10 protein-coding genes and 1 tRNA gene are annotated in these 14,010 nt (G+C 37.5%); 10 read left to right on the top strand and 1 reads right to left on the bottom strand.

Translation table 11 applies throughout. The features are described from left to right. Positions 1-30: 30 nt before the first annotated feature. The 7 genes from J4771_RS10920 (at position 31) to J4771_RS10890 (ending at position 9,999) form a co-directional block, all read left to right on the top strand. On the top strand, positions 31-3,075 hold the full coding sequence (locus tag J4771_RS10920; protein WP_224135034.1) for a SusC/RagA family TonB-linked outer membrane protein: 3,045 nt from the start codon (positions 31-33) through the stop codon (positions 3,073-3,075). Positions 3,076-3,087: 12 nt separating this feature from the next. Beyond that, positions 3,088-4,746: a SusD/RagB family nutrient-binding outer membrane lipoprotein gene (locus J4771_RS10915; protein ID WP_224135033.1), complete on the top strand. Its 1,659-nt coding sequence runs from the start codon at positions 3,088-3,090 to the stop codon at positions 4,744-4,746. An 80-nt stretch (positions 4,747-4,826) separates the two neighbouring features. After that, positions 4,827-6,605, top strand: a complete 1,779-nt coding sequence (gene argS / locus J4771_RS10910; RefSeq protein WP_224135032.1) for an arginine--tRNA ligase — start codon at positions 4,827-4,829, stop codon at positions 6,603-6,605. A 66-nt stretch (positions 6,606-6,671) separates the two neighbouring features. Further along, on the top strand, positions 6,672-7,724 hold the full coding sequence (locus J4771_RS10905) for an AMP-binding protein (RefSeq protein WP_224135031.1): 1,053 nt from the start codon (positions 6,672-6,674) through the stop codon (positions 7,722-7,724). A 74-nt stretch (positions 7,725-7,798) separates the two neighbouring features. Beyond that, positions 7,799-8,191 (top strand): alternative ribosome rescue aminoacyl-tRNA hydrolase ArfB, encoded by a 393-nt coding sequence (arfB, locus tag J4771_RS10900; RefSeq protein ID WP_224137829.1) that lies wholly within the window; start codon positions 7,799-7,801, stop codon positions 8,189-8,191. 189 nt (positions 8,192-8,380) lie between these two features. Then, positions 8,381-9,355: a deoxyhypusine synthase family protein gene (locus J4771_RS10895; protein ID WP_224135030.1), complete on the top strand. Its 975-nt coding sequence runs from the start codon at positions 8,381-8,383 to the stop codon at positions 9,353-9,355. Between the two features lie 338 nt (positions 9,356-9,693). Beyond that, a complete protein-coding gene (locus J4771_RS10890) occupies positions 9,694-9,999 on the top strand; it encodes an MGMT family protein (RefSeq protein WP_224135029.1) in 306 nt (101 codons plus the stop codon). Positions 10,000-10,030: 31 nt separating this feature from the next. On the opposite strand, the gene recA is transcribed toward J4771_RS10890, so the two are convergent. Continuing rightward, on the bottom strand, positions 10,031-11,035 hold the full coding sequence (gene recA / locus J4771_RS10885; RefSeq protein ID WP_224135028.1) for a recombinase RecA: 1,005 nt from the start codon (positions 11,033-11,035) through the stop codon (positions 10,031-10,033). 171 nt (positions 11,036-11,206) lie between these two features. On the opposite strand from recA, the gene J4771_RS10880 reads away from it, so the two are divergent. The 3 genes from J4771_RS10880 (at position 11,207) to J4771_RS10870 (ending at position 13,987) form a co-directional block, all read left to right on the top strand. Then, positions 11,207-11,277: transfer RNA gene (locus tag J4771_RS10880), tRNA-Gln, on the top strand. A 609-nt stretch (positions 11,278-11,886) separates the two neighbouring features. Next, positions 11,887-12,516 carry a DNA methyltransferase gene (locus tag J4771_RS10875; RefSeq protein WP_224135027.1) on the top strand — a complete coding sequence of 210 codons (630 nt, stop codon included), beginning with the start codon at positions 11,887-11,889 and terminating at the stop codon, positions 12,514-12,516. Further along, the gene (locus J4771_RS10870) at positions 12,497-13,987 is read left to right on the top strand and encodes an Eco57I restriction-modification methylase domain-containing protein (protein ID WP_224135026.1); all 1,491 of its coding nucleotides are present in this window, start codon (positions 12,497-12,499) and stop codon (positions 13,985-13,987) included. The genes J4771_RS10875 and J4771_RS10870 overlap by 20 nt, the downstream gene beginning before the upstream one ends. Positions 13,988-14,010 lie beyond the last annotated feature (23 nt).

The following is a 14,010-nucleotide window of genomic DNA, read 5'->3' as shown; positions in this document are numbered from 1 at the left end:
TTTTGTGACAATGAAAAAATTTAATTTGATATGAAGAAACTAACAACAAGCGTTTTAGCTGTAGTTTTGACTTCGTCATTTGCCTTGGTAAATGCGCAGACAGACACCACTAAAACCCAGGATATCGAAGGCGTTGTAGTAACGGCTTTAGGTATTAAAAGAGAAAGAAAATCTTTGGGTTATGCAACACAAAGTATTAAATCTGAAGATGTAACAAGAACGCCTACTGCAAACTTCAGTAGCAACCTTTCTGGTAAAGTTGCGGGTCTTAACATCAAGAACAGTGGTAACATCGGTGGTTCAGTTGATATCACCTTAAGAGGTTACCGTTCAATGGCTGGAAACAACCAAGTTTTATTCGTAATTGATGGCGCTCCTATGATTAACAACAGTACGTCGATTAATACATCAGGATTGTCTGTGGATATCGGGAATACGATTTCCGATATCAACCCTGAAGACATTGCAGAAATCAACGTATTGAAAGGTGCGGCTGCAACTGCACTTTATGGTTCAAGAGCAGCGAACGGTGCGATTATTATCACCACCAAAAAAGGTAAGGCATCTCAGAAATTAGACATTGATTTCACGTCGTCTATTTCTTACTCTGCTATCAACAAGGAAACTTTCCCAACTTACCAATCCGAGTATGGACAAGGTTATGGACCTGTATATGGGCCAAATGAGGATTCTTTCTTTGAAGTTTATAATGGGCAACCTTTATCACCAACCTACGAAGATGCTTCATACGGTGCCGCTTACAATCCAAACTTAATGGTTTGGCAATATACGGCATTCATTCCAGGCTCTAAAAACTTTGGGAAAGCTACACCTTGGGTAAAGGCAGCGAATGATCCTTCAAAATTATTTGAAAAAGCATTTAGCTATAATAACTCAATCTCTGTTTCAAAAGGGAATGAGGTTTCTTCGTTCCGTTTGTCTTATCAAAATGTTCAGGGCAATGACATCCTTCCTAATACAAAGCTAGATAAAAACGCAATTACCGGTAATGCATCATATAAAATTACAGATAATTTAACTGCAAGTTTATTTGGAACTTTCGTTAAACAAGGAACTGTAGGAAAGAACCCAACTGGTTATCACGGTATGATGGGTAACTTCAGACAATGGTGGGCGACAAACGTTGACATGTATGACCAGAGAGATTTGTACTTCATGAATAAGCGTAACAATTCTTGGAACATGTCCGGTCCTGATAACACAGCTCCATTATACTGGGACAACCCTTATTTCCGTCTTTACGAGAACTATATTACCGATTCAAGAGAAAGATTTGCGGGTAACTTCAGTTTAAGTTATGATATCAATGAAAAATTCAATTTACTTGGTAGAGTATCTCATGACGGATATACCTACATGATTGACGAAAGAAGAGCTGTAGGTTCACTACCAGATGCGATGTCATTTGGTCCCGCTACGGGAAATCAAGGGTCTGGTTATGCCTTAGAAAATCAGAGAAGAAATGAGGAGAATTATGACTTCATTGGAACTTATAAGGATAAATTTTCAGAAAACTTGAGTGTTACTGCATTATTAGGTACTAACATTAACGTTCAGAGATTATATAGAAACCTTCAAGGCACACAGGGAGGATTGTTTATTCCAGGAGTTTATTCTGTGACTAACAGTGCTGCAACACCTAACGACCCAATTGTCAGGGATACAGAAAAAAGAATTTACGGTCTTTTCGCACAAGCATCATTAGGATTTCTAGATACTTATTTTGTTGAGGGTTCCATTAGAAGAGATGTATCAACAGCATTGCCGCCACAAAATAATACGTATTGGTATCCTTCCCTTTCCTTTAGTGCGGTAATTTCCAACTGGGAATTCTTGAAAGGTTCAGCATTGAATTTTGGTAAAATTAGGGCTTCTTACGCTGTGGTAGGAAATGATACTGATCCGAACCAAATTCTTAACACCTATTCAAAAACAACAACATTTGGAACCCCAACCTTTTTATATAATACTACTGCAAAAAACCCAGATTTGAAGCCGGAAAAAACTAAATCGTTAGAAGCTGGTATTAATCTACAGTTTTTCAGAAACAGAGTAGGATTTGATTTAGGCTGGTTCAGAGCAGATACTTCTGACCAATTACTTGCGTTGCCTGTAACTTTGGCTTCCGGAAATTCAGCGAAATTCCAAAATGTTGGTAATATGAGATCAGAAGGATTTGAAGTTGCCTTAAATTTGGTGCCAATTAAAACAACAGATTTCACTTGGGGAATGGATATAAACTGGTCTAACCCTAGATCTAAAGTAACAGAATTGGCTTCAGGTGTTGAAAATATTACTTTAGGGTCTTTCCAAGGAGGTGTTACGGTTAACGCTTCATTAAATGAAGATTATGGTACTATTAAAGGATCTGATTTCGTATATGACGCTAATGGTAATAAAATAATTGATAACAGTACAGGTGCTTCTAGAGGAAAATACTTGACAAGTAATACTAACGCCGTTATTGGAAACACCCAGGCAGATTGGTTTGGAAGTGTGATAAACAGACTTTCTTACAAGGATTTAAGTTTATCATTCCAAGTTGACGTAAGACAAGGTGGTGACATTTTCTCTCTTGACCAATATTATGGAATGTCGACTGGTTTATATCCTGAAACGGTATTCAACAACGATTTAGGAAATCCTGTGAGAAATTCATTAGCTAATGGCGGTGGTCTAATTTTACCAGGAGTAATCAATACTGGTACTTCAGCAAACCCAAATTATGTGCAAAACAACATTAGAATTGATGCAGAAGGTACAAATGCATTTGGATATTTAGCATATCCTGCATCTCAATTTATCTATGATGCTTCTTTCGTAAAGCTTAGAGAAGTTGCTTTAACTTATTCTTTACCTAAACGATTTTTACAGTCAACTTTTGTACAGGGAGCATCATTTAGTTTAATTGGAAACAACCTTTGGATTATTCATAAAAACATGCCTTACGCAGATCCAGAATCTGGATTCAGTGCCGGGAACGTACAAGGATATCAATCCAGTGTTCTTCCAACCACAAGAACAATATCTTTCAATGTAAGACTTAACTTTTAATACTATAAAATAATGAAAAAAATATTAGCATCCATCTTATTGGTTTCTTTACTGCAATCTTGTGGAAGGGAATCAATGGAAGAGATTAATACAGACCCGAATAGTTATTATACCACTGTTCCTTCTAGTGTATTGACCTATGCTCAGAAACAATTAGCAGATTATGTAACAACACCTAACGTAAATATCAATAACTTTAGGTTAACAATGCAATATTGGCAGGAGACTACCTATATTGACGAAAGTCAATATAACTTCTCTACAAGAAATGTATCAGATCAGGTTTGGAATTATATGTACGTAAGGGTACTTAAAAATCTTGACCAAGCGAGAAAATTAATACTTGCCTATCAGCCGACTGCCACTGAACAAGCGGGTTGGCCGAAGCAAATGAAAAACCAATTGGCTATCATTGATTTACAACAAGCATATGCATTTCAAATTTTAGTAGATACCTATGGGGATATTCCTTATACAGAGGCTCTCGACATTGATGTACACCCGCTTCCTAAATATGATAGTGGCAAAGATATTTATGCAAGCTTAATCAACAGAGTAAAGCAAGATTTGGCAAATCTTGATACAACAGGAAAAACTTTTGCTTCTGGAGAGAAATACTATAATGGAGACATTTCAAAATGGAAAAAATTTGGTAACTCTTTATTGTTGAAACTTGGTATTGGTATAGCGGATTCCGATGCAGCCCTCGCACAATCAACAGTTCAAGCAGCAATTGCCGGAGGTGTATTTGCTTCAAAAGCTGACGACTGCGTTCTTGCGTATCTTGCATCGCCTAATTATAGCCAGTTGTATGCAAATTTAGTTGCAAGCAATCGTAATGACTATGTATTAGGTAAAACTCTTGTGGACTATATGAATGATAGCAATGATGTGAGGAGAGATTTATATATGCAAAAGAACGTTCACTATTTAGCAGGAAGTGTAACCAATGTTACTGGTTCAACAATTACATTTACTCCAGCTGACCCTGCACCTGCAGTGGCACCTAAAGTTGGCGATGATGTATATGTAATGCCAAATACAAAAGTTGGAACTATTACAAGTATTTCAGGAAATTCATTCACTTTGAGTGGTTATGTACCTGGCTCTGTTGTTGAAGAAAATGATTTAGGTTTCAGTTATTATTATAAAGGTGGAACAATTGGTGCAAAATCTTCATTCAACTCTAATACAAGAGTGGGAACATTTGCCTACACTACTACAACTCCAGGTATTTTATTGAATTATACAGAAGTAGCCTTCTATCTTGCTGAAGCATCTGCAAGATGGGGTATTGGAGCGGCTCCAGCAGTAGCTTATACAAATGCTGTTACCGCATCTTTCCTACAATGGGGAAAAACTGCTGCTGACGCAACAGCTTATCTGACAACTCATCCTTATGATGCCACAAACTGGAAAAAATCACTTGGTGAACAAGCTTGGGTGGCAATGTATGACCAACCAACAACCAGTTTCAATTTCTGGAGACGATTAGATTATCCAATATTGTTACCAGCTGCAGGTGCAGTATCTGATGCGAACAATAAAGTTCCTGTGAGATTAAAATATCCTGTAACTGAACAATCTACCAACCCAACAAATTATAATGCAGGTTCATCTGCTATTGGTGGAGATTTCTTATATACAAAAGTATTCTGGGATAAAAACTAATTCACTTTAGTGAATTAAACAGAAACCACTCTTCGGAGTGGTTTTTTTATTTCCGTATATTTGTCATTCAAAATTTTAAAATGAATATTAAAAATCTCATACAAAATAAACTCCAAGAAATTATCCAAACGAATTATCAACTTGATGATCAAAATGATCCAAAAAAGGTAACTCTTGAGGTTCAGAAAACAAATCCCGATCATGAAGGCGATTTCACCATCGTTACTTTTCCTTTAGTGAAGATATTGAAGAAAAGTCCTGATGTAATTGCAATGGAATTAGGAGACGCATTATCAACTCAATCAGATTTTCTTGAGAGTTACAATGTGGTAAAAGGGTTTCTAAATCTTAAAATCAAGAACAGTTTTTTTCTCAATAATTTTAATTCTGTAAAAGACAATTTTGATAAGGTTCCGGAAAAGAACGAAACCGTTATGGTAGAATATTCTTCACCAAATACCAATAAACCTTTACATTTGGGACACATCAGAAATAATCTTTTAGGATTTTCTGTTGCTCAAATTCTAAAGCAAGACGGTTATAACGTCATCAAAACCCAAATCATCAATGACCGTGGAATCCATATCTGCAAATCAATGTTGGCTTGGGAAAAGTTCGGAAATGGTGAAACTCCAAAATCAAGCAACACAAAAGGTGACAAGTTTGTCGGAAATTATTATGTAGAATTCGATAAAAACTACAAATCGCAAATCGCAGATTTAATTGCAAACGGGCAAACCGAGGACGAAGCCAAAAAAAATGCAGCCATCATTCAGGAAGCCCAGCAAATGCTCCTCAATTGGGAAAAAGGCGACGAAAAAGTAAGAAATCTTTGGAACGAAATGAATTCTTGGGTGTATGAAGGCTTTGGTGAAACATACAAGAGATTAGGCGTCGATTTTGACCAAGTACAATATGAAAGTAACACCTACATTTTGGGAAAAGACTTAATCCAAGAAGGTTTGATTAAAGGAATTCTATTTCGAAAAGAAGATGGCTCTGTTTGGTGCGATCTAACGGACGAAGGTCTTGACCAAAAATTATTGCTTCGTTCAGACGGAACTTCGGTTTACATGACACAGGATTTGGGAACTGCAGTTCAGCGTTTCAAAGATAACGACATTCAGAAATTAATTTATACCGTAGGAAACGAACAAGATTATCATTTTGATGTTTTGTTTAAAATTCTTAAAAAACTCGGCTATAATTGGGCGGAAAACCTTTATCACCTGTCGTATGGAATGGTGGAACTTCCCGAAGGCAAAATGAAATCCCGCGAAGGAACCGTAGTTGACGCCGATGATTTGATGCAGGAAATGTACGAAACGGCAAAGGAAAAAGCGCAAGAATTGGGTAAACTTGAAAACCTTTCAGATTCAGAAAAAGAAAAATCTTACGAAACGGTTGGTTTAGGCGCTTTGAAATATTTCATGCTAAAAGTTGACCCTAAAAAGAAAATGCTTTTCAATCCAAAAGAAAGTATTGATTTCAATGGAAACACAGGTCCTTTTATTCAATACACTTACGCCCGAATCCAATCTTTGTTGTCTAAAGCAGAATATCAAGAACAATCCGTTTCAAACTATGAAATGAATGATTTGGAAAAAGAATTGGTGATGAATCTTTCTAATTTTAAAGAGGTGGTTTCGAAAGCAGCGGAAACCCTTTCTCCTGCTTTGGTTGCCAATTACGTGTATGATTTGGTAAAATCCTATAACTCATTTTACCAAAACAATCCGATTCTGAATCAGGATAACGAAAACACAAAACAATTCCGGCTAGAACTTTCTGCACTCACAGGAAAAACCATCAAAAAAGGACTTTCTCTTTTGGGAATTGGAACCGTTGACAGAATGTAAAATAAAAAGCCAAGAACCAAGAATAAAGAGCCAAGAAAATTCAGTTTACAGAATTTAACTTTCATCATGAAATTAAAATTTTCTGAAATCATCAATTTAAATTCACTTTCTCCACAAACTGAATTTGAGGAAAAAGTGGTTTCTTTTTTAGAAGACTGGTTCTCAGATTCCGAAATGGTTTCTGTACAAACATCCGGTTCAACAGGAAAACCAAAAATTTTTGAAGTTGAGAAACAGCGCATGTTGAATTCTGCAAAAATGACTTGTGATTTTCTAAAGTTGAAAAAAGGTAATTCCGCCCTACTCTGTCTTCCTGTAGAATACATTTCCGGCAAAATGATGTTGGTTCGCTCTATTGAAAGAGGATTAAAACTTTCCATTGTAAATCCAACTTCTGCACCGATGGAGTTTTTTAATGAAGAAATTGATTTCTGTGCGATGTCTCCACTTCAAGTTGAAAATTCTTTAGATAAAATCCACCTTATCAAAAATTTAATTATCGGTGGAGCGCAAGTTTCAGCAACTTTAAAAGAAAAATTAACCCAAAAATGTAAAAACTCAAACGCTCAAACGAAAATCTACGAAACCTACGGAATGAGCGAAACGCTTTCCCACATTGCCTTACAGCAAATTTATCCAATAGCGGAAGATTATTTTACGGTTTTAAAGGATGTGGAAATAGCTCTAGACGAAAGAGGATGTTTGGTGATTTCCGCACCAAAATTGAATCCTCAACCTCTTAAAACTAACGATTTAGTTGAGCTGAAAGATTTAGACTTTCATGAGTCTGACAAAAAACAATTTAAGTTTTTAGGCAGGCTTGATAACGTTATCAATTCCGGCGGATTAAAAATTCACCCCGAAGAATTGGGAAAGTTAGTAAATAATCAAATTTCTAACGAGGTTGTTTTCGTTGGGATCAACGACCAAAAACTTGGTCAAAAATTAGTTTTATTAATTGAAGGAAATGAAAGCGATGAAATAAAAAATCAATTATCTGCCATCGTTTATCCATCAAAAAACCACAAGCCGAAAAAAGTCGTTTTTAAAAAAGAATTTCCTAGATTGCCGAATGGGAAAATTGATCGATTGAAATTATTAAATAGTTTAATTAAATAAACCACCCCGTCTTCTAAAATTCCTTGAATTTTACAATCCACCCCTCCAAAGGAGCGAATTACAACAGCAAACTTATGAAAGATTTCACCAAAGAACTCACTTACAAAACTTCCCGCAGCAGCGGCGCAGGTGGACAAAACGTGAATAAGGTGGAAACTTCTGTCACCGTCATTTGGATGGTTTCAGAAAGTGAATTTTTCAACGAAGAGGAAAAAGAATTGATTTCAGAAAAACTAAAAAACCGAATTAATTCAGAAGGATTATTGCAACTTACCGTTACGGAAAGCAGAACCCAACTTCAAAACAAAAAAATCGCAACAGAAAGAATTCTTGAATTGGTGAATAAATCATTAATCAAACCAAAACCAAGAAAAGCAAGCAAACCATCAAAAGGACAAATCGCAAAACGTCTTGACAATAAGAAGAAGCTCTCCGAGAAAAAAGAAAACCGAAGATTCAGACTTTGAAATCCTAAATAATTGCTTTTTATCAAGTTAATTGTTATATGTGGGAAAAATTGTACTATAAATGACAACGAATTTCTTACATCAAAACACACGGGCTCCAAAATTTGTCTTTAAAAAACTTCCAACTCCCAACTTCCCGCTTCCAACCCAAATCCCTATCTTTGTTAAATCGTAAAAAATAATCAAGATATGAACAAACCGATTACAGAATTTATCGAAAAATATTATCTGCACTTCAACGCGGCAGCTTTGGTGGATGCTTCCAAAGGATATGTCGCCCATTTAAAAGATGGCGGAAAAATGCTGATTTCACTTGCAGGAGCAATGTCCACTGCAGAACTCGGAAAGATTTTGGCGGAGATGATTCGTCAGGATAAAGTGGCCATTATCTCGTGTACCGGTGCGAATTTGGAGGAAGATTTAATGAATCTTGTAGCGCATTCGCATTACGAAAGAGTTCCGAATTATCGTGATTTGACGCCGGAACAAGAGTGGGCTTTGTTGGAAAAAGGCTTAAACAGAGTTACCGACACCTGTATTCCCGAAGAAGAAGCGTTTAGAAGATTGCAGAAACACATCTACGAAATTTGGAAAGATGCCGACAACAAAGGCGAAAGATATTTCCCGCACGAATACATGTACAAGATGATTTTGTCGGGTGTTCTAGAGCAGTACTACGAAATTCCACGTGAAAATTCATGGATGATTGCAGCGGCAGAGAAGAATTTACCGATTGTAGTTCCGGGATGGGAAGATTCCACGATGGGGAATATTTTCGCGAGTTACTGTATCAAAGGTGATTTGAAACCTTCCACCATGAAATCGGGAATTGAATACATGACTTTCCTTGCCGATTGGTACCCAAAAAATTCCGGCGGAAAAGGCGTTGGATTTTTCCAAATCGGTGGTGGAATTGCTGGAGATTTCCCAATCTGCGTAGTTCCGATGCTTTATCAGGATTTGGAAATGCACGACATTCCGTTTTGGTCGTATTTCTGTCAGATTTCGGATTCTACGACTTCTTACGGTTCCTATTCAGGAGCGGTTCCGAACGAAAAAATCACTTGGGGAAAACTCGATATCAGTACACCGAAATACATCGTTGAAAGCGACGCCACGATTTGTGCACCATTGATGTTCCAATATATTTTGGAAAACTCTTAAAAAATTCGAATTACGAAATTTGAATTACGAAAAGTCGCTTCCTGGAGCGACTTTTTTAATTAGGAGCAAGAAGGTTTGAACTTCTTTTATAACTTGGTCCCGCTTTCCGTTGCAATCTTTTTTGCGGCGGCTTCGCCGCCGCAAAAAAGGATTTTCTCTGCAATCGGGGCTAGAAATAAAGTACATTTTTCCTTTTAAAGGGCTACTCTACAAAAACTCTTTTTGGCGCTCGCTTCGCTCGCACCCAAAAAACATCTCCACTAAAAAAACCGTAATTTTGAAAGTTAATCAATCGAATCTCGAATCTCGAATCTCGAATCTCGTAACTCGCACCCAAAATGAACGACCTTTTCAAACAACAAGTCTTCGAAATCATCAAATTAATTCCTTCGGGAAGAGTGACGAGTTATGGAGCGATTGCAAAAGCAGTCGGTTATCCCAATCATGCACGACATGTGGGAAATGCTTTACGAAATTACGATGAAGATTTTCCTGCGCATCGAGTTTGCAGTTCTTCAGGGAAAATCACGGCAAATTGTCTTCATGATTTCGTTGTAAAGTTGGGAGAAGAAGGAGTTGAAGTGAAGTTCAACAAAATACAAAACTTTAAAACTCTATTTTGGAATCCTTTGCAAGAGCTATAAAACAAAAATGACCGCTTTCGCAGTCATTTTTTTATTTTGATTCTTTAATCTGTTCCTTTATTTTTGCTTCCAATTCATCCGCTAAATCGGGATTATCTTTCAGCATATCTTTTACGGAATCTCTTCCCTGTCCAAGTTTAGTGTCTTCATAGCTGAACCAAGAACCGCTTTTCTTCACAATTCCCATATCAACTGCGGTATCTAGAATTTCACCAACTTTAGAAACACCTTCTCCGTACATAATATCGAATTCGGCTTGTTTGAAAGGTGGAGCAACTTTATTCTTCACGATTTTTACTTTCACTCTGCTTCCAACCGCTTCGTCACCAGATTTAATTGGCGCGCTTGCTTTTCTGATGTCAATTCTCACCGAAGCGTAAAATTTCAAGGCATTTCCTCCCGTTGTCGTTTCAGGATTTCCAAACATCACACCGATTTTTTCTCTTAATTGGTTAATGAAAATCACGGTACATTTAGTTCTGGAAATCGTTGCCGTCAACTTTCTCAAAGCTTGCGACATCAATCTCGCATGAAGTCCCATTTTGGAATCTCCCATTTCGCCTTCAATTTCCGCTTTTGGCGTCAATGCAGCAACCGAGTCGATTACCACAATATCAACCGCTCCGGAGCGAATTAAATTATCCGCAATTTCCAAAGCTTGTTCACCATTATCGGGTTGTGAAATAATTAAATCATCAAGATTAATTCCCAACTTGGATGCATAATGTCTGTCAAAAGCATGTTCCGCATCAATGAATGCTGCAATTCCCCCCGCTTTTTGTGCTTCTGCAATTGCATGCAAAGTTAAAGTTGTTTTCCCTGAAGATTCGGGTCCGTAAATTTCAATTACTCTTCCTCGCGGATAACCACCAACTCCCAAAGCCAAATCCAAACCAAGCGAACCAGAAGGAATCACCTCAATCGAATCATCCACCGAAGCGTCGCCCAAAGTCATCACTGTTCCTTTTCCGTAGGTTTTATCAAGCTTGTCAAGCACCAACGCGAGTGCTTTTTTCTTATCTTCAATACTGCTCATCTGTAAATATTATTTCTTCAAAAGTACGTAAATTCTCCCGCTTTTCACAACCGTTTTTTCACCAATAAATAATAAAAATATTGAAGGTGTCTTCTGCAACAAATATTTTTTGGTGAAATAAATTTGCTCAACAAAAAAATATTATTAAATTTGCACCACTCAAAACAAGACAGACCGATGGTGTAGCGGTAACACTACTGATTTTGGTTCAGTCATCTGGGGTTCGAATCCCTGTCGGTCTACAATATAATTTAGCAATCAACTGATATTCAGTTGGTTGCTTTTTTGTTTTTACTTATTTTATAAGTAACAGTAATGATTCTGGTGAAGGCAAATGAATCCCAAATCTCCAACTGTGAAAAAGCGAAGTATTGCTTCAAATTTCCAACGGTGCAACCTATGAAATTATTCTCAAGATTTCATTTGACCACAATTTTATATGCAATTTTTTTCTATATTTGATAAATTTTTACGAAAATAAAAGCGTTGGCTTTTGTTCTGTTGCCCGAAATCTGGAAAATTTTATTTGCAACACAGTTCAAAATGTGAATGCTCACCGTTGGCGTGGGCTTTACTTTTCTGTGTTGCTAGGTTTTCCAGAACCGCGGGCGGCAGGATTTGTTTAGTACCACGCTTTTCTATTGATAAGTGCTAATTTTATTCTGCTGCCCGAAATCTGGAAAATTTTTAAGTAGCAACACAGAATTTAGTTAGCAAAAAGGCGAAGAAGACTTTAAGTCTTCTTTGCTGTGTGGCTGCTTGTTCAGTAATTGAATAAAATTTTGTTCCAGCGCTTATCCTTTATTGTTTAATCTGCTCTTGGAACGGCGCAGAATAACTTATTGGATGCAATGCAGGTAAAATCGCGCAAACGCGTCGCAGACCATGGCGAAGTGTTTACCAACGAACGCGAGGTAAAGGCGATGCTCGATTTGGTGAAAGACCAAACCGAACGTATTGATGCTACTTTTCTGGAACCCGCTTGTGGTTCCGGAAATTTTCTGATTGAGATTTTGCACCGCAAATTGCAAGTCTTGCTCTCCAAATACAAAAACAGCCGGACTGAGTTCGACAAAAACCTTATCGTTGCGGTGTACAGCATCTATGGCGTAGAACTTCTGGAAGACAATGCCGCAGAATGCCGTGAACGACTCTACACCAAAATCGAAGCCGACTATCCCAAAAAATTTAAAACGCACGAAGATTTCACCCACCTGATGAAAAGTGTGCAGCATATTCTGCATACCAACATCATTTGCGGAAATGCGTTGGACTATACCACCAAAGATGGTGATCCCATCATCTTCACCCATTGGAGTTTGCAAACGGACGGAAAAGTGATTCAGAACTTTTTCGATTACCGCGAAATATCCAATGTAAAACAAGGAATGCAGTCCTTGTTTGCAGAACAGCAGGATCCCAATCCGCCCAAGCCGAAACACTACCTAAAACTTTACCGAGATGATGAGGACGGAATATAACCCCGATGTGCTGACCTGCCTTGCCAACCTGAGCAACGATGAGGTCTTCACACCGCCGCAAATTGCCAACCAAATGCTGGACCTGCTTCCTGTGGAGCTTTGGAGCAATCCCGAAGCTAAATTTCTGGATCCGTTTACCAAGTCGGGCGTTTTTCTGCGGGAGATTACCAAACGTCTCATTACCGGTCTGGAAACGCAGATTCCCGATTTGCAAACGCGCATTAACCATATTATGGCAAACCAAATTTACGGAATTGCCATTACAGAACTTACCTCTCTTTTGGCAAGGAGAAGTTTGTACTGTACCAAAAATGCAGACGGCGAATTTTCTGTTGCCGACATTTTTGCAAACCCCGAAGGAAATATTGCCTACGAAAACATCCCGCATACTTGGGATACTAATGGCAAATGTATCTATTGCGGCGTAAGCAAAGATGTGATGGGCGAGGAAATAAGAGAAGGCTTGGAAAGCCACGCCTACATGTTTATACACAACAAAAACCCTTTTGAAAATATGCAGTTTGATGTCATTATAGGAAACCCGCCGTATCAGTTGAGTGATGGGGGGCATGGTTCAAGTGCAATGCCGCTATATCATAAATTTATTGAACAAGCAATAAAATTGCAGCCGAAATTTATTAGTGTAATCATACCTGCTCGGTGGTTTTCTGGAGGTAAGGGGCTTGATGAATTTCGGGACTTGATGCTATCGGGAAATAAAATGAGGATATTAGTCGATTTTATTAATTCTACTGATTGTTTTCCAGGTGTTGATATCTCTGGCGGAATAACTTATTTTTTATGGCAAAATGATTACAATGGGGATTGTGTAGTTCGAACTATCGAAGATAATAAGGTTATTTCTGAAATGACTCGCCCATTAAAAGAGAATAATGCAGATATTTTTATTCGATATAATGATGCAATTCCTATTATACGAAAACTAGAGCAATTCAATGAGAAATCATTTATGACTGTGGTGAGTTCAAGAAAGCCTTTCGGTTTAACTACAAATTTTAGAGGTAGCAACAGCGGTAATGTTAAGGTTTATACGAGTGCAGGAATTTCTTATACTACAGATGAAAATGTACTAAATAATAAAGATTGGGTTAATCTGCCAAAAGTATATACAGCAAAGGCTTATGGCGAAAGAATAGCCACGAATTTTTGGGTTACCGGTAAGCCTTTTTTAGGCGAAAGAGGTTCTATTTGTACGGAAACATATCTTGTTGTAGGTCCATTTGCTTCTGAAAAGAAATGTGAGAATGTTATTTCATATATGCGTACGCGTTTTTTTAGATTTTTAGTCCTTTTGGTTAAAAATACCCAAAATGCACCTAAAGGCGTATACCAGCTTGTCCCTATTCAAAACTTTAATGAAGAATGGACAGATGTGAAACTTTACAATAAGTATAATCTTTCTGATGAGGAAATACGTCTTATTGAGAAATTGGTTAGACCAATGGAATAAAACATTCAACAAGAAAAAAACAC

The organism is Candidatus Kaistella beijingensis (genome assembly GCF_020084865.1).
Lineage (GTDB): Bacteria > Bacteroidota > Bacteroidia > Flavobacteriales > Weeksellaceae > Kaistella > Kaistella beijingensis.
Note: the sequence above shows the minus strand (reverse complement) of the source record. Positions and strands in the feature narration are given on the sequence as shown.